General features: G+C 49.4%; 18 protein-coding genes and 3 pseudogenes. 8 read left to right on the top strand and 13 right to left on the bottom strand.

The window, feature by feature from the left end; all coding sequences use genetic code 11:
• The first annotated feature begins 49 nt into the window (after positions 1–49).
• The 5 genes from ACODTO_RS01585 to ACODTO_RS01565 all read left to right on the top strand — a co-directional run bounded on the left by ACODTO_RS01585 (position 50) and on the right by ACODTO_RS01565 (position 4,016).
• A complete protein-coding gene (locus ACODTO_RS01585) occupies positions 50–877 on the top strand; it encodes a DUF6216 family protein (RefSeq protein ID WP_489105852.1) in 828 nt (275 codons plus the stop codon).
• A 736-nt stretch (positions 878–1,613) separates the two neighbouring features.
• Positions 1,614–1,904 carry a type II toxin-antitoxin system ParD family antitoxin gene (locus ACODTO_RS01580; protein ID WP_489105851.1) on the top strand — a complete coding sequence of 97 codons (291 nt, stop codon included), beginning with the start codon at positions 1,614–1,616 and terminating at the stop codon, positions 1,902–1,904.
• 2 nt (positions 1,905–1,906) lie between these two features.
• Positions 1,907–2,263, top strand: coding sequence for a type II toxin-antitoxin system RelE/ParE family toxin (locus tag ACODTO_RS01575; protein ID WP_489105850.1), 357 nt, complete (start codon positions 1,907–1,909; stop codon positions 2,261–2,263).
• A gap of 102 nt (positions 2,264–2,365) precedes the next feature.
• Positions 2,366–3,556: a hypothetical protein gene (locus ACODTO_RS01570; protein ID WP_489105849.1), complete on the top strand. Its 1,191-nt coding sequence runs from the start codon at positions 2,366–2,368 to the stop codon at positions 3,554–3,556.
• A 292-nt stretch (positions 3,557–3,848) separates the two neighbouring features.
• Positions 3,849–4,016 (top strand): hypothetical protein, encoded by a 168-nt coding sequence (locus ACODTO_RS01565; protein WP_489105848.1) that lies wholly within the window; start codon positions 3,849–3,851, stop codon positions 4,014–4,016.
• 558 nt (positions 4,017–4,574) lie between these two features.
• Here the strand turns inward: ACODTO_RS01565 and ACODTO_RS01560 are convergent.
• The gene (locus ACODTO_RS01560; RefSeq protein WP_489105847.1) at positions 4,575–5,456 is read right to left on the bottom strand and encodes a restriction endonuclease; all 882 of its coding nucleotides are present in this window, start codon (positions 5,454–5,456) and stop codon (positions 4,575–4,577) included.
• Positions 5,457–5,946: 490 nt separating this feature from the next.
• Here ACODTO_RS01560 and ACODTO_RS01555 point away from each other — a divergent pair.
• Positions 5,947–6,285, top strand: a pseudogene (locus tag ACODTO_RS01555) (P-loop NTPase family protein); the annotation flags it as partial.
• Here ACODTO_RS01555 and tnpB read toward each other — a convergent pair.
• The 6 genes from tnpB to ACODTO_RS01525 form a co-directional block, all read right to left on the bottom strand.
• Entirely contained in the window at positions 6,182–6,433 is a 252-nt protein-coding gene (gene tnpB, locus ACODTO_RS01550; protein ID WP_489105925.1) for an IS66 family insertion sequence element accessory protein TnpB, read from the bottom strand. The pseudogene ACODTO_RS01555 and the gene tnpB sit on opposite strands and share 104 nt — an antisense overlap.
• Complete coding sequence (gene tnpA, locus ACODTO_RS01545) at positions 6,430–6,759, bottom strand: IS66-like element accessory protein TnpA (protein WP_489105846.1); 330 nt, start codon at positions 6,757–6,759, stop codon at positions 6,430–6,432. Before tnpA ends, tnpB begins: the two co-directional genes overlap by 4 nt.
• Before the next feature lie 308 nt (positions 6,760–7,067).
• Entirely contained in the window at positions 7,068–8,915 is a 1,848-nt protein-coding gene (locus ACODTO_RS01540) for a P-loop NTPase fold protein (protein ID WP_489105845.1), read from the bottom strand.
• 109 nt (positions 8,916–9,024) lie between these two features.
• Complete coding sequence (locus ACODTO_RS01535) at positions 9,025–9,165, bottom strand: hypothetical protein (protein ID WP_489105844.1); 141 nt, start codon at positions 9,163–9,165, stop codon at positions 9,025–9,027.
• 211 nt (positions 9,166–9,376) lie between these two features.
• Positions 9,377–10,822 (bottom strand): hypothetical protein, encoded by a 1,446-nt coding sequence (locus ACODTO_RS01530; RefSeq protein ID WP_489105843.1) that lies wholly within the window; start codon positions 10,820–10,822, stop codon positions 9,377–9,379.
• On the bottom strand, positions 10,822–15,804 hold the full coding sequence (locus ACODTO_RS01525) for an AAA domain-containing protein (RefSeq protein WP_489105842.1): 4,983 nt from the start codon (positions 15,802–15,804) through the stop codon (positions 10,822–10,824). The genes ACODTO_RS01530 and ACODTO_RS01525 overlap by 1 nt, the downstream gene beginning before the upstream one ends.
• Positions 15,805–16,520: 716 nt before the next feature.
• Between ACODTO_RS01525 and ACODTO_RS01520 the strand changes: the two genes are divergently transcribed.
• Positions 16,521–16,733, top strand: a complete 213-nt coding sequence (locus ACODTO_RS01520; RefSeq protein ID WP_043042088.1) for a hypothetical protein — start codon at positions 16,521–16,523, stop codon at positions 16,731–16,733.
• Positions 16,734–16,866: 133 nt separating this feature from the next.
• On the opposite strand, the gene ACODTO_RS01515 is transcribed toward ACODTO_RS01520, so the two are convergent.
• The 4 genes and pseudogenes from ACODTO_RS01515 to ACODTO_RS01500 all read right to left on the bottom strand — a co-directional run.
• Positions 16,867–17,115 carry a hypothetical protein gene (locus ACODTO_RS01515; protein WP_489105841.1) on the bottom strand — a complete coding sequence of 83 codons (249 nt, stop codon included), beginning with the start codon at positions 17,113–17,115 and terminating at the stop codon, positions 16,867–16,869.
• Between the two features lie 235 nt (positions 17,116–17,350).
• The gene (locus ACODTO_RS01510) at positions 17,351–18,058 is read right to left on the bottom strand and encodes an RES family NAD+ phosphorylase (RefSeq protein ID WP_489105840.1); all 708 of its coding nucleotides are present in this window, start codon (positions 18,056–18,058) and stop codon (positions 17,351–17,353) included.
• The gene (locus tag ACODTO_RS01505; RefSeq protein ID WP_489105839.1) at positions 18,051–18,755 is read right to left on the bottom strand and encodes a hypothetical protein; all 705 of its coding nucleotides are present in this window, start codon (positions 18,753–18,755) and stop codon (positions 18,051–18,053) included. The genes ACODTO_RS01510 and ACODTO_RS01505 overlap by 8 nt, the downstream gene beginning before the upstream one ends.
• A 299-nt stretch (positions 18,756–19,054) precedes the next feature.
• Positions 19,055–19,321 (bottom strand): annotated as a pseudogene (locus ACODTO_RS01500) (Arm DNA-binding domain-containing protein); the annotation flags it as partial.
• Between the two features lie 344 nt (positions 19,322–19,665).
• Between ACODTO_RS01500 and ACODTO_RS01495 the strand changes: the two are divergent.
• A pseudogene (locus ACODTO_RS01495) lies at positions 19,666–19,853 on the top strand (IS4 family transposase); the annotation flags it as partial.
• Between the two features lie 62 nt (positions 19,854–19,915).
• On the opposite strand, the gene ACODTO_RS01490 reads toward ACODTO_RS01495, so the two are convergent.
• Both ACODTO_RS01490 and ACODTO_RS01485 read right to left on the bottom strand, forming a co-directional pair.
• Positions 19,916–20,689, bottom strand: coding sequence for a hypothetical protein (locus tag ACODTO_RS01490; RefSeq protein WP_489105838.1), 774 nt, complete (start codon positions 20,687–20,689; stop codon positions 19,916–19,918).
• Between the two features lie 176 nt (positions 20,690–20,865).
• A complete protein-coding gene (locus tag ACODTO_RS01485) occupies positions 20,866–21,312 on the bottom strand; it encodes a hypothetical protein (protein WP_079302855.1) in 447 nt (148 codons plus the stop codon).
• Positions 21,313–21,587: the final 275 nt, after the last annotated feature.

Raw genomic sequence — 21,587 nt, 5'->3', positions numbered from 1 at the left:
TAGTTTATGCTTTTCGACAGACCTACATTGCCATACAGGAAGCAGCGCATTGTCAGAACCGCTCGCAATTTCTCCATTTCAATTAATCGATGCTGGAATTAAAATATCTCCATACTTCGGAGCGCTCATCTTGGCGATATATGTTCTAGGAAGAACGAATGCGCTTTTCTATATCGTATACCGTGGCCATCAAATTTTAGGGGGAGCAAAAGACTTTCATAGCAAGTCCGCCCAACGTCATTGGAAAGCGCATGAAGATTTCCAACGATTTAACCTGTGGTTCGGCATGAACCTCCGAACCTCACGTAATATGACAAAATTCTTGTCTTGGTTAGATCACCATGAATTAACTATCGAGGAACTCTGCCGTGCGCGACGCTACTTCAACGCAAACAAACTCGAATTTGCGATCCCTACACCGTGGCACCGGTGGACGATGCGCGCCAGCATCTTGGCAGGTATCGCAATACTGACTGCGGTCTGGGCGGTATTTGTCGATGCCAGACTGGCTTTTTACACCGTGAACAAAACCAAGACTAGTTTCTGGGTTGAAGAGAACCAAGCCAGGAGCTCTACCGGAAAAGCTTTGGATTGGCTCTCAGAATCTTGGACAATCAATACAGAATATTGCCTATTTTCCACAGATACCGCCCCGCTCGCCAATGAATGGGACAAAGAGGTTATCTGCGATCTAGTGTTGGGAAACCAAAATCCACAAATAGAAGAAGCCATTAAGTCTCAAAGATTTATCGCTGTAAGTGCCGGCATTCTGGGAGCGGCTTGGTTTATATTCTTGCTATTCATCGTTGACCGTGAGCGCAACGCTAAAGTACTGCTGCAAAAGGTGGACAAAAACAATACAGAGCCTACACGTTAGTCGTATATATTTTACGAAAGACAGCAACCGAGCTCATTAACTATGGACAACCCATTAACTAGAAACTAATAACAGACTTGATTATGGCCTAATGATGAATCCAAATGCAGTCACTCACAAAACGAAGCATGAAAATAATTCCCTCTTGAGGCGCGCAAGGAGGGTAACTTCAGGGCGCTGCTCGGTCATTTGATAAACCTTTTCTCGGCAATAATGGCAACACCAATCCGGTCTGCCAGAAATAGCACCGTGTCGAATATACTCGAATCCTTGGTCAAGCTGCGTAGCGCCCCCCCTGCGGGTGGAGCGCACCGTCAGGAATCCGGTCACCGAAGAGCACCACCGCACGTGCCGAATCATCTTGTCACGACACCCAAGACAGCCCTCGCGCATCTGGGCATTGGCGGTGGATCGCCTCAGCCCATTTGCGCGTTGCGGGGGTATTGATCCTTCTCAGTGTCGATCAATTACCTGCGCGTGATTGCCCATTTACGGAGGGGGACAGTGGACAGATCGACCAAGTGCAGCGGCTCCGTTTATGTCTTTCAGGTTAGCTTTGGAATACGCTTGGCTTTGGCCAAATCCTGAACAAGCCTGCCACACATTAGTGCGCGGCGGGTGAACCTGTACGACTCAGTTCGTCAGATACAGCTCTTAAGATATGTGCTCCTCGGTAAAAATGGCATATTATGCCAATGGTCGAAAAAAACCTGTTTGCCCAAAGCTGGAGCTAATTATGGCAACGCGAAACGTTGTGCTCACCCCTCACCAGGAACAGGTTATCCAGGACCTAGTGCAGTCCGGCCGTTATCAGAATGCCAGCGAAGTGATGCGAGAAGGTTTGCGCCTATTGGAACAGCGCGTCGCCGAAGACGCTGCCAAAATTGAGGCTCTGCGTCAGGATACCTCGATCGGCATTATGGATCTTGAGCACGGGCGCTTCACGCAGTTGAACGAAGGGGAGCTGGAGCACTACCTCGAGGGCTTAAGTCTGGAGGCCACCCTCCCCGCGCGCGAGAAACACTGAGCATGCCGCAATATCGGATTTCCAACGCGGCGCGTGCCGACATTGTCGACATCCTTACGCTCTCCCAGACGAAGTTCGGCGATCAAGCACGCCAACGCTACCAGGCGCTGATCCTCTCCGCATTACAAGCTATCGCCGATACGCCCTATCGCATTGGCAGCCACGACCGCGATGAGCTTGCATCGGGCCTTCGCAGCTATCACCTCATCTACTCACGCCAGCAGGCTAAACACCCCCATGGAACGGTCAAAAGCCCGCGCCATGTCGTGTTCTATCGCGTGGCAAACGACGACGTGATCGAGGTCGTCCGACTCCTTCATGACGCCATGGAAATGCAGTTGCACTTGCCTAATGATTGACCACCGAGCTGGCCCAAACGCTTACCCCGACTTCTCCGAAATTTAACATCGGCTCCGACCGAGTTGACCTAAACTCGCGGCAGATTGAGAGTGGCGGGCCGCATGTACACATTAGTGACTTTCTCCGTTGCAGAAATGTTCGAAAAGGTATGGGAAACGCCGATGGTCAAATTGGCTCATGACATCGGTGTGTCTGACGTCGCCATCGCCAAGGCTTGCCGCAAAGCTGGCATCCCTCTCCCTGGCCGTGGCTATTGGGTGAAGCAGGAAAAGCAGCGTCAACGCAAACCCAAGCCTCCTGCAATCAAGGGCGAGATTCAATTCCAAGTTCTCGACCGTGCCCCCCTACCCGCTGCGAATAATGCAGAGACAAACTCACCTACAACCCAGCGAATGATTGAAGTCCCGCCTCAATTGACCGAGCCCCACGCTCTGGTGAGTCAGTGGTTAAAAAGCGCAAAGGCAGCAAAGCTCAAAGATGGCTACCTCGATTACGCAGGCAAGCGTGTCTTGAATGCAATGATCTCCTCGTCATTGATCGAACGCTGCGCAATCCTGTTTGATGCACTGATCAAAGAAGGTGAAGCTGAAGGTTATGCATGGAAGCTCAATGCTGAAGGAAAAACCATTGTCAATGTTAACGGCGAGCCCATAGCCGTGCGACTCGTGGAACGCTTAGACAAACATCCGATACCGCCCCCGCCTCCCCCCAAGCGCCGCCCCGGTGCTCCTTGGGAACCTGATTTTATGTCTCTGCGAAGGCCACAGTTTGAGTGGACCTCAACGGGTGAGCTGACCTTTCAGATTGAAGCGCGGATGGATTATGGAGAACGGAAAAATTGGAAGGACACCAAGACCGCACCGATCGAGAAAAAACTACCTAGCATTTTGTCGGGCCTCACGTCCGCCTCGGTTTCAATAAAAGCCCTTCGGAACAAGGAGGAGGCGAGAAAACGTCAATGGGATGAGGAAGAAAAACGTCGCCTTGAACACGCCCGAGGAGCGGAAACACAACGTCGTCTCAGGCGGTCACTCGTTAAACATACCGAATGCTGGGAACGCGCCGAGCGCTTACGGGCCTTCATAAAGGGCGTTGAAGATCGCCTTAAATCTGCTTCTCTGGTGCATCCCGAAATGGCCAAGAGATGGATTGATTGGGCTCACAAGCAGGCTGACCTCTTAGATCCACTCCAGGAGAATCTCGCACAGGTCACCAGCTTGGACGTGCAGCTGGAAAGCTGGTTCAGTGGCTTACAGTACGGCCAAGTGGAAAAAGGTTGGTGGTCCGAGTAAGCGCTGAAAGGAGCATCCCGATCATACCCGCCGGGTTTAAATTATTGATTCGCCCATTCACCAGCATATCAGCCTCTTACATCTCAACCTGTCATCAGACACAAGCTCGGGCCAAAAGCGGCCATCTTGTGAATACGAACCAAGGGGCAATTTATTTGTTCGGAGCAAACGTCGGTGTCAGGGAAGGTGTGCTATTCGGACGGTTACTTTGTTCTCGAGTACACATCGGTTTCACTATTGGCGTTGCCATGACTATGCTGCCTGATACAGCTGAGCCACACGGATGTCAAGTATGGAAGACATTATCAAACGCTACAGCAACGTTTGGGGCGATGACCCTAGCAGTCTGATCAAGCAGTATCACTTTCAGCCTGAGCTAACGGAGAAGCTTGATGCGTTAAACGCTAAAGATTTTGATCATCAAGCTTTGCTAGAGATCGTACTGTGGAAACTGATATAGATTTCCGCGATTGGAGCCCGGCCTACTGGATGAGCTGAAAGGTATAGGGGACGTCAAGCCCAAGGCGCACAGGGAAGCAGATGCTGTGCTTCGGAAACTGCTGGCATCTCCAGGCATCCGTCTCCCTATGACATCGACCATCCTCCGATTTCTCAATCCTGAAGTGTTCCAAATTATCGATGACCGGGCTTATCGCGTACTTCGACCAGGCGAGCCCTTGTACCCGAGCAAACCCGCGAACGGTGCAAGCCTTGATCGATATCTAGCAAACTCAATCGATATCTATTTCAGGTACCTCGATGCGATGCACGAGATAGTATCGGAACGCCTGCCATTCAACCTGGCAGACCGAATTCTTTACCAGCTAGACATTGCGCTAGGGAACAAAATTGGTGACCGAGAGTAGTAAAAAAAGGGGACAAGTAAAAAGAAAGGGACATAATTATTTAGAGCAAAATCAATAAATTCGTCCCCTTTCCTGTGCAAACAAATAAATCAATCCCCTTTCTCATTTCCCTCTGTTGAAGACAAATCCCGAACAAAAAGGGTGCTTTCTGCTTACAAAGTTTTGCAGTGGTATTCATAGCCCAGCCGGAGCTGCAGCGAACCCAGCACATCGTCCTTAAGGAGTCGAGGATACTTAAGGAACTCTGCGAGTTGGGCAACTCGCAGATTACTTAAAAACCGCGTGCTGTCAATCAATTCTAGACCTAGGCCCCGAGCTGATGCAGCTCTCACCACCTCTGGACCGCCAGCCTGAAATGTAGACGTGGTGACGAAGATCCCTTTTGTATAGCCTTTAAGCACCATGGCCCCGAGCAACTCGCGAATAGATCCCACTTCGATTGATCCCCTGTGGCGCTTCACCTGAACGGCTATCGGGCGATCGAGCGCGTCGCGAAGAATGACGTCGATTCCACCATCTCCAGAGTAAGACGTCACCTCCGATCTGAAGCCGTGGCTCGAGAAAACACTTGCGACTACTTCCTCGAATCGACGTGGATTAATGTTGAAACGACTCTCATATTTTGCCACTAAATACTGGCGCACCTCTTCCACCGGAATTGTAATGTCAACTGTATCAAATCTATACAGGGCTGCACTCGCTCCGAACTCAACAAACCAAATCTGGTTCCTAGTACAAAGGTAAATTTCCTTTGACACGTGCCACCAGCCGCATAGGGGGCAGGTGGAAAGGTATGCCGCTCCCTCATCCGGTTCACAAACCAGTTCCATCTCCCTGAGTATGAAGTCGCCATGAACCTTTTCCATCTCAAGCACTGTTTCTTTGTGCAACTCATCGATTTGCCTTGAATTGCAGGCCCAGCGATCTTCGATTTGCTCTTGAATAAGATGGCTGTCACAGAACCTGCATCGTATTCCGGCTATCTCTCCGATAGACGGTACCTCTCCGATCTCGCTATGCACCCAGATGCTCATGACGATGCCTAACTATTAAGTGGAACCATAAGTAAAGTATAGTTTTCTGCCATTTTGATCACAATACACCGTATCCAGGGTAACTCCTCAAGCGCGACATGCAGCGGTCAAAAAAACGGGACAGATTTTATGTCCTGCGAAGGCCACAGTTTGAGTGGACCTCGACGGATGAGCTGACCTTTCAGATTGAAGCGCGGATGGATATGAGGAACGGAAAAATTGGAAGGACACCAAGACCGCACCGCTCGAGAAAAAACTACCTAGCATTTTGTCCGGCTTCACGTCCGCCTCAACCTCCATCGAGGCGCTTCGAGAGAAAGAGGAGGCAAGAAATCGTGAATGGATGAAGATGAGAAACGTCACCTTGACTGGGTGGCGACAGGCAGAAAACGGCCAGAAGCGGTCATTTACAGTCCAGAGAGAAGTGAGACTCAGACGGTATGGGGTATCTTGCCTACCTTGAAACCGACTTGTATTCATGGAGGAAAAAATGCGGATCTACATTACAGGTGCTTCGTGTGCGGGGGTGACCACTTTGGGTCATAATCTCGTAACTCAGCTCGGTGTACGACATGTCGATGTCGATGATTTTTACTGGATGCCCACCAACCCTCCTTTTACAACCAAGCGACCTGTCAGTGAACGCGTGTCATTGATCCAACAAAAACTCGGTGACGACGGTTGGGTGATGACCGGTTCTTGTATTGGTTGGGGAGATGCGCTGATTACCCATGCCTATCTGATTGTGTTCGTTGTGACCGCAACTCCCGTTCGCCTTGAACGGCTGGCCGCTCGTGAAGAGGAGCGCTTCGGAAATCGGATAGCGCCATACGATTGGCGCGGCGGTTGGCGAACAGATAAGCATAGTGCGGCTTCGCCGCACCGAACACCGCGACAACTCGCGCCAGCGCGGTTTCAGTACCGGCGCGCATGTCCATGGGCTCGATGGCGAGCCAGATGGTGTCGATGCGAATCATCGCAGCAGGTCTCGCAGAAAAGCGGAACATGCCGCTGCATTTTCTGCCGGCCAACTCACCACGACTTCGCCTTTTGAATGAGGTACTTCGATTCGAATCGTGGCCGCAATTTGAGGAGCCGCTGTCGAAGACAATGCCTTGACCGGTACAAAGGCAGTTTGCAGTGCCAGGTTCTTCTGCACATGCACCCGAATCCATTTATGGACAAGGTTTGCGTTGAGGTTGTGGGTCAAGGCGACATTGGCAATCGAGGTGTCAGCCTGCGCACACTCGGCAATGACCTGGGCTTTAAAGGATTTTGAATAGGAACGGCGTTCTTGTGGCATGGGCGTCCGCTTAACAAGGCTAGAAATGGTGTCCACTTAAATTTAGGTGGACACCATCGCCTTAAGCGATGGCGTCAGGAAGGTGTATTGCCCGGACGGTTACGATGTAATCGCCGCAGTCGTAGAGACGAAGATCGCTCAGTCCGACTAGGCGCTCCTCCCGCAGAGATTGGTCGAGGAGGTTGCCCAGATGGCTGACATCCAGTGCAGCGATAGACTTTCGTTGCTCAGCCGGAACATTGATTTCGCTAACTCCCTTTCCTTTTAAAAACCGGGCGGAGAGCATCCGCCCGAATTAAACCAGAGGGTTAGCTGGCGGTTGCGGGCCGACCGATTCCCTCTCCAATTTTTTCGAAATAGTAGCTCACACGATCACGGAGCATTTTTGCAAACGGCGCAGTGTCAGCATCGGCCACTGTCAGTAAATGAGTCTTCAAGTTTTCGATCCACTCGTACTCATCCTTCAGGGGTTGGCCAATTTGGAAATTATGCTCGTATCGCTTTGCGAGCGACGCGAAAAGCTGGTCATTGGTGCGAGAATCGGCGATCAGGAGATCCGCCAGATCCTCCACATTTGTATGGTGAAGAAATGGTGTACTGCCATAGTTTTCGTCCTCAATGCCGTACTCATATAACGAAGAATAGGTATCAGGCCCAATCGCCAAGCGCGCAACGTAGCTGTGCGCTTTTACCTTCAACTGCCTACGTAAAACTTCTGCACTGGCGTCCTTCACCATCGTGTAGACAGCAGTGAATTCTGGGTTTGTATAAGAAGAATATCCAAGCCCAACAGCGCTCATGCTGTCGAAGCCATAGACACCCTTGTTTGGTATTAACGTACCAGCGTCTACCAGCCTGGACACATACTCAGTGAAGTACTTCAGTAGGTCCCCCTCGCCGCCTATCAACTGGTCACCATATCCACGTAGGGTAATGGCGATTCCTGCCACATGCAGAATCACACCTGGATGAGTAAGCTTTTCGTCAGCCAGTTCACTCAACAGCTCAGCCTTGGCTTTCTCATATCCCGATTTACTCATGCGTGACCAATCCCAGAGAAGCCGCCATGCCGGGATATGAGCGTGCCCGACTACATCTGGATGGCGGGCTAACTCATCGTTGATTGCATCTACAGCGATTTTGCCGCTGAAGAACAGATCGGCCAGATGTTTCAGGCTGACGATGGGGTCCGTCCAGCGGACCTCGGGGTAGCGGTTCTTGAGCATCTCGAAGGCTTGCTCGGTAGGAGTCTTTTCTGATTTCGAGAACAGCCCTCCTATTGAGAAAGCGGTAGTCGGAAGCTGCCGGAGCATATCCTCGTTCAATTCTGCACTGCGGGCGTCACATCCTGTCGCGATCATGTACAACAAGAGCTGCTTCAGTGCATCTGGAGCATCGCTCAGCCGCTTATCCACTACCCCCACCAGGCGCTGGAAGTCCGCTAGCACGGCGCGCAGATTGCGATAATTGGGCTTCTTTGAAGCGTTGAAAGTGGCCAGCAACGCAGTCTTTTCAGCAGACACGATCTCCTTGGCAGCGCCTGACTTCAGGTCGCTCGTTAGCTTGTCCAGGACCTCAGCAGGATCTGCCTTCACCTCAATGGTCTTGCCTACAAGCTTCTCTTTCTGCTTGTCATAGTCTTCACGCTGGGCTTTGGGGATCTCGCTCTCGTTGGCGAGGATGATCACTTTAAGTTTCTCATGCTCGACGAGAGTATTGATGAAGCCCAAGACATCCGAGATTTTCATCGAGCAGCGTTCTAGGTCATCGATTACCAGAACCTTGCCGTCCAGATTCAGTAACAACTCCTTCAAAGCCTGAGTGCCACCCTTAGCGCCGGAAAACTTTTCCAGAACCCCAGAGGCCACATTTCCGAAAAGCTGAAAACCTTTTGAGTTGAGCTGAGGATGAATCTGGGCGAAGAATTGATCTTTGATCGCACTAATAGCCGTGACGCCGAATAGGCTTGCATACAAGTAGTAAGGTCCTTTTTCCTCGGTCATACGAGCCGAACGGTGGTCCAGATATTTCCTGATGAAGTGGGTTTTCCCAGCTCCCCATGGGGCAGAGAGCATGATTGCGTATTCTGTATCGACAGAATCATCAAGGTAATAGTCCAGCAGTTTGGTCGCTTCGGTGGATTGGCTGCTCGCCATGGCTAAAACTCCGGCATGCTTCGTAGCGGGTCTGGGTTCTCAGCATTCTGGTGCGGATTGTCTTGCGGGTTACATTGGCGAAGCGTATCGACGATGACGTGAGCGTCGTCTACGCAGGCAACCACCCCATCAACTCGTCTTGGGTGATGTCGGCCAGCAGTTCCTCCTCGACGTCAGGGAAGATTGGGTCAGGCAGAATCGTGAGTCGGTGCACTACCCTCATGCCAGGCGCAAGCATCAGCTCGAACATGTGATGAATCCTGTCCCCTCGGAAACAAAAGGTGTTCATGAAGTGATCGAAGCCTGAAGGTAGAAAAAGAGTCAGATGAAAGCCTTGTGCCGTCATTTTCAGTCCTCGAACTCTATCAGATGCTCATTCCTGAGAGGGACTTCAACTCTCTAAATCAGGCGATACCGGGTAGCGCCGCCGAAGATCTTCGGCTAATTTGCATGACGATAAATTAATTTGATTCATCAGGTAATTCAAAATGGCTTTCATTCGGCCGTACAGAAGGGGTCTCGATATTTGTAACTGTACTAAGTAGTTCTTCTGCTTTAATAATGACGGACGCGTCAACGCTGACAAAACCAAGTGGTACGGCGTGACCATGTGCGGCCTCAACAGGTAGATGTACTAGGACGGCAACCAGTAAACCTGGAACTAGTAATATTTCGACAGAGCGAGGCAGCTCTCCTGTTGTAAGTTGGATAGTCTTACGGAAAGCTTTGTCAGGTGCGCGATGAGTTTCGTCACGAAGTAGAATTGCCGAGACAGTAGGGTCATAAGTCTCCGACTTGCTGGATAACAACTGCGACAACCTATCGATTAACTCCGGCAAAGTTCTGGTTCGACCCCAGTGCCAAGTATAAGGCGCACGCCAATAAAATTTAGTAGGTAGGCTTTCCGTCGGTGTGTTGGCAACACCTAAAGCTAATCCATTTAATATTAATCGTATATTTTTTGCGGTGAATAGCGGGCCAACTATAGGAATAGTAGTCCTATTTTTTCGAAATCCCGCTGATTTTAATGATACTACCTCTTTATAGAATTTTTTTACAGACACTACCTCTTTGCTAGAATACTCCCCCATTAAATTTGGCGCCAAATCAAGCAAAACTTTATACTGCTCTTTCGCATCCCTCGGCAAGGAAAAGCGTAATTCGTCCACGAATCTAGCTACAGCAGGAGTTATTTTTGACCTATGATCCAGCTCGTCTTCCGAACGCCAAATTGTTAGATCTGGCTCACCTCGAGAAGGTAGAGTTTTTTGTGCTTTTACTACTACCGGAACTACAGCAACAAATCGGTCTCCTGGGGAGACGCTATCAATTGAGTAAAGTGACTTTCTAGGACCAGATTTAAATTCGCGTCGAAAAGCAATCTCACTGAAGTGTTTTTTGAACGAAATAGTAACTTGTTCTGTGCCCTTGCTAGCAGTAGCGGGGTCAATGGCAAGTTCTGGCAATGCAGGGTCGAAATGATCGGTCCAACCTTTCTCTTGTGGTGCAAAAGATATTTGGTCAAAACCAATGTCCAGCGAGCTGTTATCAACATTGAAAATTTGAGGGCTATCATTATCAGGAACAAAAAGATTTCGTCCTGCGCTTGTTAGCCACAGTCGTCCAGAGTCACGATTTATGTAGCCAAGACTTACAGACTCATTCAGCAAATAAGTCATCTCAACCGCAGAGAAGTCGAAAAATTTCGAAACCTCAGATTCATACATGCCGTCTATGGAGTGGATTAATCGAAGTAAAAACTCGGTGGTTAATGAAGCTTTTCCAGTCTCGGCGACCTTGAAATTTATCCGATAACGACGGCAAGGAAGGAAAACATCATAGATACCTATCTCTATGTTAGAGTCTTCTTTCTCTAGCTCAAGTTTATTTGAAGTAAGCTGATCCATCACAGACTCTCCTCGCTACTAATTTTTTTGCGAATCGACGAAATACCATTTGTTTGATGTTCTCGCTGCTTCTCAATAAGACCTACTGCGTCAACGAATATTCCATTACCAAATTTTACCTCCCCACTGAAATGATCTACCAGTTCGGCCATGGGGCCACCGGGCATCCATCGACTCTTTGCTCCAACAATAATTAACCAATCCATAGCCCGGCTTACAGCTACGTTTATTCGATTTGGACGAGACATGAATCCTGGCCTAATTGTGGCTCCATCATTGTTGCGAGTGCCATCAGCATTATTTCGTACAAGTGATAATATGACTATACGGTTTTCCTTGCCTTGATAACTATCAACAGTATCAACTTTCAGAGAGCTTAGAATTTCTTCATTTAAGTTGGCTAACTGGATTTTGTGGCGAATAGCAACCGCCTGAGCACCATATGTGCAAATCACCCCAATCGCGGGTTCCAAATTTCCTCGCTCGCGCAACCAATGTAGAAAGTCCTCATCATTACTCCATTCGCTGAGTATTCCTACAATTAGATCAATTTCAACTTGGTTAATTAGAGATTTTCGCCCCCTGCCAATATGTGGCTTTTGGAATGCGGCATCACCCATTTCATCCGTGTAAATCCATGTTAAAGGATGGTGAATTCCTAAAGGATTAACCTTTTCTTCATCGTCCGTATGTGTTCTGCCAGGTTTCAAATCTTTGTCATAAAAGGTATCTGCAACAACCCTTCCGATTGAAGGTAGCATTCGATATTGGACGTTAAGCTTTTGACTGATTTTCGCTCCCAACGGAGTTTCGAACACCTGTTCGAAAGCGCTTTTGACAATATCCTCAGCCGGATAGCCAGTTTGATCAGCCACCATCGCGACCACTTTTTCCTGACTCCGTGGTTCCAACTGGCGTTGATCTCCAACGAGAACAATCCACCGTCCGGCTTGCATAGGAACGGCCAGTTCACTGGCAGAACAGCGTGCAGCCTCATCAATAATAACGAGGTCAAAAGCGGTTGATGTCAAGCCAAGAGACGAGCGTCCCAGACCAACACAGGTACCAGCCACAATCTGCCGCGTGCCTGCGAGAAAAGTTTCGAAACTCCGATCCGCAGTAGAAACGCTCCCAATTATGTCTTGAGTCAATCGGGAAACAGATCGAAGTTTCGCGATCAAATCAGGTGCGCATCGAAACTTACGGGCGACTACAGAGTAAACATCGTCCATAAAAAAACTGTCAGGAAGAGATTCCAGCTTAGGTGTTTCAACATCTAGATCCAAACCAGATAGCAAAGTATCTATTGTTTGCAACAAGCTTTTAACTCGAACTAGCACCCCTTCAGGAATAACATCTACGGATAAGGCATTCAATTGCTCGAAAACCGGGCTTAGCGTTGTTTCAACTTTAATTAGCACATCAGCAACTTCTTCCGGCAGGCCGATAGAAACGGAAGCCGCTGTAAGTCTTTGTTTGAGTGTTGCCCGGAACTTGTCTTTGTATAGTTGCTCGACCTTTGCCACATGATAAGGGAGAAGTTGTTCGGAAACCTTTTCTTCTTGACCAATGCGGATAATGCTTGGGGCATCTTCTGTACTTGGGAAAAGTTTTAAAACAGCTTGGGCTGCATTGTTGACAGCTTCATGGGATTGGCTTGCGATGAGTACATTTCGTACAATGTTTTTTGACAGCGCATAGTGAACTAAAGCTCCAATCCATCGTGTCTTGCCGGTTCCGGGCGGCCCTTGAAGCAGACTCATTGGTCTTACTTGAAAGGCGCGGATTAATGCTTCAGCTTGGCGTTGGTTAAGACCATACGTAGCTTGAACCTCTAATACATCTATATCAATTTTTTGCTCTACAATTGGGGGGGATACATCAGGGTCAAAATAGTCTATTAGATTTCTGACTACTGACTCCCGGTTTAGGATGCGTTTAACCGCGGCGTCGCGACGAGTAATATCAGAAAAGTGCAGTTGACTCTGAAATCGCAATCGTTGTTCTGCATCCAGTAGGTTTCCCATGAATGTGCTTCTGCCGCCGTCATCTATGTGGATAAACTCTGCACTTGATTTCGACACATCTAGTAAACCAACCCGTCTCCAACGATTATCATTACCCAGCTTTTCAACAGTTACTTTGTCGTGACGAGAAAACTCGAACGTTCCACACTCTAGAATTATTGGTACAGCATGTACTTTTGTCTCTTTTCTGAAAGTACTAGGTCCCAATGTTGTGGCCTCGTTTGTTAAACCGACCTCCACATCTACTAAAGCGCGCCAGAGATCAGGCGTACTCGACCTTGACCTACCGTAGCTTTTCTCAATTATTTCGGTGACAGCGTCTTCGTCCGTTTCTGCCTGAGTTACTTCGCCCTCGGCTTCTGGATCTTCATTTTCGACCGAAATATCTAATTCATCATTCGTCTGATCACTTTCGGTAAATTTACTCTCGATCAACTCAATAAATGGGCTCTCTTTGAAAAGCTCAATAAAATCCGCGTACGAGTCCTGTACACCTCCAATGACAGCGAGAGAGGCAGAAAATATACCTTGCTGCATCCGCAGCAGACGGCGATGTTCTGCTTGGGGAGCACTTGAAAGTTTCACCTTGTTTAGTGTTTTGTTGGAGAAGCTAAAGTATAAAATATCCGAAACACCTCGGATAAAAAGCTTATTTTTGTTGAACCCGTACCCAAAAAAACCCTCGTCAGGCAAAATATCGCCCGACCTAGATTCAGATAGTGCAATTGATAAACTACGTTTTGCTTGTGAGCCTTCTGGTCGTAAAATGCTAACCACAGCATCTCGAAGAGGGAGTAGAGTGGCGTTGGCTAAGATAGTGCCGCGATACTCGGCGAGCGCACCATCTAGCACCTTGCGCACGCCATCATCAATACCGTCATTAACTAATAGTTCTTCAACTATTTTTGTAACTGCATACCTATCACGCTCTAATGTGCCACCCGAAGAAGGTGAATATGCAGATGTACTTATTTCCCCATCAGCCAGACAACTAAAGTCGAGATAATCGATCAGTTTAGGCTCCATGCCCTCACCACACACCAAAATATTATCTGGTTTCAAATCTCCATGAACGTAACCTGAATCATGAAGCTTTATAACGCTTTCGATCAATGCAAGTATAAAATTTAGTCGTTGTGTTTGGTGTAGGGAGGCAGAGTCAGCCATTATTGCATGCGAGCTTAAACTAGGTGCATCAACGTAGTCTTGGATAAGTGCAAATGAATCTGACAACCAATACGCGTCGCGAAGCTGTACGCATCCCGGCGGAGGTGAGTTAGCATATTGTCTCGCTTTTTCAAGAAAATCAAGAATGCGAGGTTGATCTATTCCTCCATCACTCCAAGAGGCTCTTTTCCACAGTTTCCCAAGAAATCTCTCTTCGCCTTTTTCAGCAATCCATATCGTTTTGAAATCATCATCAGAAATAATAACTTCATCAGGATACTGTCTGAATAGCTGTCTTTGAGAGCCGATCGACTTAAATGTTTCTAGTCTCTTTAGAATTGCAGCGCCTGTATCTATAGGCTTTAGTGCATTGTTGAATTCTTCTAGGAACTTTGACGCATCTGCATATCTCGAGTTGTCCCAGGCAAGGGCGCGCTCTAGGACATGGTGCAGGTGTCTGAATTGATTCCCTACATCTATAGAGTTTTTCCACTCAGGAGGCTCCGACTTTGGAATAGTGCCAAATAGCACCAAATGTATCAGTACTCCAAGGTGAAAAACATCTTTCTGCTCTGGTGTTGATTTGAAATCGATAATGTCATCCGGCAGGTTCGTACTAGATAGAAACTGGTATCGATTTTCGCCGAGCGACTCTGCCTCCGGATACTTAGCAGCCATCAAATGTGATAGTTTTACCTCACTAGGTAATCCAATCCAAACACTATGCTCACCTATGTCAAGATGGGCCGTCTGATAATTATGGAGGCAGTTGGCTTGATGAATCAGCTGCCTTGCAATCTCTATTTTTTCTTCCGATCTTAAACGAGGAAGCTCGCTTCTGGCGAATTCGGAAAGCCGCTTCATTCGCTTACGTAGATCGTAAACCTCCCAATATTCTACACTTTTTTCTGGGTCTTCGGCCTTAGGTTGAAGTACAGCATTTGCACAGTTTTCACTTCTATCGTTGAGCCAGCCGATAATACTCCTTTCCCGACCGGCGATCTCGAAGCGACCACTTTCCGTTTGAAAACGGGTATCAGCTTTTGAAAAGTCCCAGCGTCTCAGAAGTCCCACTGCCTGAGCTGCTGAAATATCGTTTACTATAAACTCCTGAAAGATCTCATTTTGATGTATATAACTCGCACTACTTTGCTCAGTAGCAATATACTCACCGTAGCGACGCACCCCGTGTTTGAAGTGGCCCGAGCTAACATTAAAAAACTGATTTAGCCATCTCCCCCACTCGGACGAGCAAATTGGAGTAGTTACAAAGTCCGATGCGACTCCTCCGAAGCGCTCTATTCGCGCGCTAGTGTCCTTCACTGTGGTTACGAATTGCTTTGCGGTGAAGACCGAATTTATTTCTGTGGGCGCGATACCATTCAAATCATGGCTACTTGTTAGAACCACTACCCCATAAAGCCTCGGAGTAAGAAGTTTTGGATATCCTGTACGTTTGGAATGCTTGTCCAAAAAATCTGCTAAGAGAAAGCTAGTCTCCCGAGTATTGTCCAGAATTTTCTGAACAGGTGATTGTCCCTCAAGTGGTTTCCCATTGAGTGTCCATCCACCATTAGCACTAGCGTATTTTCCATAACCATCTTTAAGATCAATCAAAAAAATTCTATCTACCGCAAAAAGAATTAAATCTATTTCACGGGCTCCAAGTGGCAGTGAGAGCGCCAGATTGGTGTGGCCAATCCATTCATCAGGCAAATGCTTTTGCAAATAGCTGATGCCAGGGATCTCCCGCTGGTGAATTCCTTTCCCATGATTGATAATTCTCATTAACGTCCCTGATCCCAGATTTGACTTAGGGCTAAATTAAGCGATATCTAGCCATTGTGCCACTACGATCGCCCCCAATATCGTAGCGGCCTTTCATTGGCTACCCTTAGCTGTGGATTTAATCGGTCAACGCAACACGACTCTAAGGCCAGAAAAAGCTGATACGGGGTCGCTGGTAGAAAAGTGACCCTGTCCTGCAGATCGCCGAGATGCCGATCTGGAGAAGGCAGTACTCGAACAATTGGCAGCTGCCTTTGGTAGGTGGTCGCGCAGGCAACAGTCAAGACGTTAGAAAACCAATCGTAATCTGCCCACACCGACCATTACCGTCGAATGCTTGCTAATCGCCCTACTGACAGCCCAGAAAGGCTTCAGCGCCATGATGACGCAGATACTAGAAACGCTCAGGCCACCGTTAGCGAAAACACGCTCGTATTGCCTTTGAATTCGATTCATTGACAGGCCCGCTGAAGCTTACGCTTGAGCAGTTTCAGGCGCACGTAGAATGCACGCGGCAGGTGTGGTTCAGCCACTTCGTACCATTGAACCAATCACAGCGCTGGAATATCAGCAGTACGCTATCCGACTTGCGCGTTGGTTGGTGACTCACTCCGCCGATTGCTGCCACTGAGTCTCAGCAAGTACTCTCGGCCTATCCTCTTTGGTTTCCGTCCTTCCGCTGCTACGCTCATGAGTCCTCGATTGGAGTCGAAACAATGCCCACCGAATATTCACTTTCTGATGTGCTCGAGCGGCTGTACCAAAATCAGCTCGCCTTGGAGGCCGCGGTGATGGAGCTGACCTTGAAGGTAGAAGACCAAGGTGCAGCGGAGATTGGTGCCAACGTCCGAGGTGCACTTCACACCATCGGAGAAAATGCCGGACACATCAAGCAGGGCTTGGCTAAGCTGAGAGCCCAGGGTCACTGATTTGACGGCCCATGCGATGGCGAGCTTGGCGACTATCTTTCGCGCAAAGCACAAAGACTGACATGACGAATATGCAGATTTCCCGCGCGCTGCGCGGCGAAATCGTGAAGATACGGGCGCTCTCAACCTCCCATTATGAAAGGTGGCGCACCTTGATAATCCTGCCCGAAGCTACCTTATGCTTGGGCTTGGCCATCCGAATAACCGTGTGCGGACCATCGGCCGTTGTTTCAACGAGCATGCCACCTCTGATTTCCATCACCCTGAGTCCGGCCGCCAGCGTATTGATATAAGCAGCTTTGATCGCGACTTTCACCATGGCTGGAATTTTTTCTTCCAGCCGGCTCACCAGTTCATCATTCATCGGTTGGTTGGCGATCATAACGAGCTCCGCTTAAGGCCAGCACGGAGCCAGCCATCATGTCATTTCTGAGTTCAGGGATAAGCACCGCCCTTCCTTGGGATGCACGCAAGACGTATTTGGCCGTCGACGCTGCATAAACCTTCTACGGAACCCCCGACACCCCACAGAAGCCCGCCCTCCTCAGCGAGTTCTAATGAATGGCAATTCCGGCTTCAGAGAGCGAATTTTAGGGGTACTGTTCGGCCAATTTGACTCAGCTTTTTCCCGCGATGATAACGACCCCAATCCGCTCTGCCAGATTGAGCACCGTGTCGAACACAGTCGGGTCGCCGGTCAAGCTGCGTGACGCCCCCTGCGGATGGAGTGCGCCGTCAGGAATCCGATCACCGAAGAGCACCACCGCACGTGCCGAATCATCTTGTCGCGACACCCAAGACAGCCCTTGGGCATCTGGACACTGACGGTGGATTGCCTCGGCCCATTTGCGCGTCGCAGGATATTGATCTTTCTCAGTGTCGATCAATTGTTTGCGCGTGATGCCTAGTTTCCGCAGTGGCACGCTGGACAGATCAACCAGGTGCAGCGGTTGGCTAACCTGGACGGCAGAATGCACCTGTCCAGTCAGCTTGCCTTTGTCGAAGCTCTTAAACCCAGCCGTATGGGGAACGTCGTGGAAGACGGTCTCCATCAAGGCGCAATCGACTGTCGTGCCTCCATACAAGGTGGGAATCGCCCGCCCCTGATCATCCTGGATCGGGCTGAAGCGTGCGTTGCCGTGCACACCAGGATTGAATTGATCAGGCTGATACTTATCCTGGTGCACACGGTGAAGCACATCGCCTTTGGCGATCACGGTGAAAGTGACGTGCAACGTAGCCGTAAGCACTGGGGTAACGGACGCCGCCAAATCCGTGGTAGGCGTCGCCCTACCCTCACTGAACTCGGTACGCTGCTTAGCCATGGACAATGCCTTGGATTTCATCCTGTGCGGCAGCAATCACCCGATCAGGCGCCGATGCCAACAGGTCCTGAGGTCTTTTGCCTCCCAGAAAACTATTATCGGACCAAAACCAGTAAGCCATCCCCCAGCCGTCCTTGTGGCCAGCGAAAGCCTCAATGATTTTGGCCAGTGCCTTGAACGGCCGATAGCCCGCGTCCGGGTCCAAGCCGTAGCCAGGGAAATAGTCGACCCCACCGTGGCTGATGGCAAAGATCTGCCCCTGCTTTTTCCATTTGTTGGGCTGGGCACTCGGGTTTCTAGTACTCAACTGGGCCACCTGGGCGATGTCTGCGGCGGTCAGCCAGTCACCGCTTTCCAACACCGCTTTGCGGGCCTGTACCAGCATTGCCGCTTCCTTGAGCAAGCGAGGCGAAGGCGGCTTACGCGTCACAAACACCTCGGCCAGTCGCTCCAGCGACTTCGGGTCCTGACGCTCCTGCAGCACCTCGTACATCGAAGAAGCCACATTGGCGAAGTTTTCCGCCAACGCCTCAAATACGCTGAGGTTGACCTGATCAAAAGACACGACCAGCACTCGGTCCGCATGCGAGCGGCTTAAGCTCGCCCGAGCCTCCTTAGGCGTACCGACCAAAGTGGAGACGCCCGACTGCTCTGTAACGCTCATGGAAATCTCCTCACCAGTTATCTGCGCTATCAAATACTAGCATATCTTTGATAACCCCAGCCCTGGCCTAGCCTCCATTCATCCGGATACATAGGTAGGATTGAGGGGAGCACGCCATGCCGTCGATCAGCACGGTGACTTCTGGGACTAAAAGTCTAAGGATACGATCTTGGCTTTCAGGCGTGGCGAGCGCGCTAAAGACCAGCAATGGTGGACCGAGAGTCGGCACAACCCAGTTCAGCACTGCTTGAATTCCCAGCAGTCCACGACGTCAGAACGGGCGGTCCCGCCCCTCCCTAGGGCTGAAGATCTGCATCACATCGTTTGGCATTGCGCTCAAGGCGTCGCGGATCGCGGGGGTCGAGACCCATCGCGACCAGCGCCCTGGCGATATCACGCAGAGCGCGAGCATCGCGTAGGCCTATTTCAGGATAAGTACCGAGCGAAATACGAGGCTGTTTGCCCGCCCAAGAAAAACGGAAGTGCCAGCTTTTGGTGCCTTTCGTATTGACGAAAAGCGCAAGGCCATCAAAGTCAGGGAGGGTATAGTTTTTGGCGCGAGGCCTGGCGTGTCGGACCGCCGTATTGGTAAGGACCATTGTACTAACTCCACTCATATGGATGAAGGAGGGTTGTACCGTTTTCGGAGTGCCAAGCAACTCTAAAAACTGATTTACCAAGCGTCGAATTGATGTACTAAAAAATGTACTAAAAAATTGCGGCTATTGATGTATCAGAGTGGACTTTACTGGAACTAAAAAAGAGGCCGAAGCCTCTTTTTTTGGTTTCTACATACTTCAATGGAAGTCTATAGAAAAATAATTGGAGCGGGAAACGAGACCCGTATCTGGTGTCCGACCCATTGAAATGTAAGGGGTTTCTTTTCTTGCCAGGGCAGGAAAAGACTTGATTCTGGACTTGTTTTTTGAGGGTATCAAGGCACATCGCCGCTCAGTTAATCGTCATGGCAGCGGCGAACCCGATATCAGCAATGGGCAGACGTTGGGCGGAGTTAAGATCGAGGATTGGAGGGATATTTCTGGGTCACCGTCCAAGGCCTTAGGGCCAAGGACGGTGAAGATTTCAACGACCCGGTTTCCGGCGGATCATAAAACTGCTCCGCTTAAGTGACCAGCATTACGACGATGCGGCGCATTTTGTTTGGACAGCCCAATCTTGGGTGAGTGCCACACTCAAACCGTATCTGCTCCAGCGTCATCAAACAGTTGCTTGTCGAGATTCAAGACCTTGCCCATCACCTCTTGAGGACTCCCCTTACCCTCAACGGTATGGGTCTTGTAGTTGAAATCGAGTGCTATCCAACCCTGCAACTTTGCCTCATAACTATTTGGGTACTGTGCCTGCTCAATAGCGGGCAACTCCTTATAGTGCTCAAGAGCTGCAGTAAAGAATTTCGTCAGCTTTCCGGTTTCATTATATTCAGCGATCGAATTGGCAACAATCTTTTGGCGCCAGGCATATTCCTGATCTGACGATTCACTCCACGCCGCGCGACGCTCGTTAGTCGTAAAACTTCCACTGTCATCATAGATAATCAATGAGAGCTGATCGCTCGACATGCCCGCAAATGGATTTTTGCCACTGCCATTGACAAACTGCGTTGCATTGGCCGCACGAGCCAATAACACAGGATCCTGAGTGTCAGGCACCTCAGCATCATTAGCTTTTTTGTTGATAAAATAACCATCACCGGAAATCTTGCTCAAAAGCTCATTCGCTTTCGCGCCAAGCTCTTTCCTGCTCATACTCGAATCTCTAGCCGTTGCACGGGCGGCACTCTCACTCAACTGTAGAGAGAGTGAAGAAAGGCGACTGGTATCCTTATGACTACCAATACCAGCGCTTTCAGTTGCCACCTGAGTTTTCGTCAGCGATTCATTTTGGCTCGCCGCCACATTGGAAACCTGCGAACCAGAAAACGCATTTGAATTAATTGAACCGACCAAGATAATGTCCTCCCTGTTATCAGCCATTCCTGAAAACGTGGCTAGTAAGTTTATTATCGGCAGCACTCAAAAAAACTGTAGTGCTTCACGATGAATGGACGAACAAAACCGGCGCAGGCCCAGCGGCATGGGCAGCCTTTGCGCAAGCAGCCAAACCGCCAGGCCCGGCTTGGGCCTTACTTCATGGTAAATTCAACAGACCAGGCGTAGGTGGAGATATTGGTCGAAGTTACTTTCGCCGTACACACTGCGCCACCGCTAGGTGTTGCCGTATTGTTCCATTTTGGAATAGTCGAGCCTCCTGAGCCGACTGTCCCAACATAGGTTGCCAGGAACGTGCAAGTCTTCCCGCCAATGGTGTAGCGCAGGTTCGCATAGTTGGCAATAGGCGAAAGATTGCTCTGAACAGTATAGGTATCAGCACCACCCGCCTTGACAGTAGTCACTGGCTTCGGGACCGAATTTACATTAGTCGTGGCTTCATTATTTGTAATAATCGTGTACGTAGCATCGGCGGTTCCAAGATTTTTGAAAGTAACAGCTACTGGAGGACCTGCCAGCGCTGAACCTGCCGCCAACATACCAACAGTCAGCACCGACAAAACAGATTTCGACATCTTCATGCACTTATTCCTTTTGGTTTAAATTCCATACATACATTTTCATGGCGCAGCGAAACCCCTCCACACCACAACAACTCGGTAAAAAGCAAAAACTCGCACATTATAGAAACATGAAAGTCCAGACACACCCTTTCCACCGAAGAAGATCAGCTTTGCCATCTAGACAATGAGAGAAATAATGCGTAAGGCGCATGACGTGCTCTTGCATCCCGCAAACACGACAAATCCTAGTGACACACACTATGACATCCCTATCAACAGCAGGACTGTATCAT

The sequence above is a fragment of the Pseudomonas sp. FG13 genome, from assembly GCF_057809755.1.
The sequence above is the reverse complement of the archived record's forward strand: the minus strand, read 5'-3'. Positions and strand labels throughout refer to the sequence as shown.

Excerpts from the sequence above, each read along its gene's own strand:
- ACODTO_RS01485 (WP_079302855.1), bottom strand. The coding sequence starts at position 21,312 with ATGAAGATGTCGAAATCTGTTTTGTCGGTGCTGACTGTTGGTATGTTG.
- ACODTO_RS01565 (WP_489105848.1), top strand. The coding sequence starts at position 3,849 with ATGGAAGACATTATCAAACGCTACAGCAACGTTTGGGGCGATGACCCT.
- ACODTO_RS01530 (WP_489105843.1), bottom strand. The coding sequence starts at position 10,822 with ATGGATCAGCTTACTTCAAATAAACTTGAGCTAGAGAAAGAAGACTCT.
- ACODTO_RS01520 (WP_043042088.1), top strand. The coding sequence starts at position 16,521 with ATGCCCACCGAATATTCACTTTCTGATGTGCTCGAGCGGCTGTACCAA.
- ACODTO_RS01525 (WP_489105842.1), bottom strand. The coding sequence starts at position 15,804 with ATGAGAATTATCAATCATGGGAAAGGAATTCACCAGCGGGAGATCCCT.
- ACODTO_RS01575 (WP_489105850.1), top strand. The coding sequence starts at position 1,907 with ATGCCGCAATATCGGATTTCCAACGCGGCGCGTGCCGACATTGTCGAC.
- ACODTO_RS01580 (WP_489105851.1), top strand. The coding sequence starts at position 1,614 with ATGGCAACGCGAAACGTTGTGCTCACCCCTCACCAGGAACAGGTTATC.
- tnpA (WP_489105846.1), bottom strand. The coding sequence starts at position 6,759 with ATGCCACAAGAACGCCGTTCCTATTCAAAATCCTTTAAAGCCCAGGTC.
- ACODTO_RS01515 (WP_489105841.1), bottom strand. The coding sequence starts at position 17,115 with ATGATCGCCAACCAACCGATGAATGATGAACTGGTGAGCCGGCTGGAA.
- tnpB (WP_489105925.1), bottom strand. The coding sequence starts at position 6,433 with ATGATTCGCATCGACACCATCTGGCTCGCCATCGAGCCCATGGACATG.
- ACODTO_RS01510 (WP_489105840.1), bottom strand. The coding sequence starts at position 18,058 with ATGGCTAAGCAGCGTACCGAGTTCAGTGAGGGTAGGGCGACGCCTACC.
- ACODTO_RS01560 (WP_489105847.1), bottom strand. The coding sequence starts at position 5,456 with ATGAGCATCTGGGTGCATAGCGAGATCGGAGAGGTACCGTCTATCGGA.
- ACODTO_RS01570 (WP_489105849.1), top strand. The coding sequence starts at position 2,366 with ATGTACACATTAGTGACTTTCTCCGTTGCAGAAATGTTCGAAAAGGTA.
- ACODTO_RS01535 (WP_489105844.1), bottom strand. The coding sequence starts at position 9,165 with ATGTTCGAGCTGATGCTTGCGCCTGGCATGAGGGTAGTGCACCGACTC.
- ACODTO_RS01540 (WP_489105845.1), bottom strand. The coding sequence starts at position 8,915 with ATGGCGAGCAGCCAATCCACCGAAGCGACCAAACTGCTGGACTATTAC.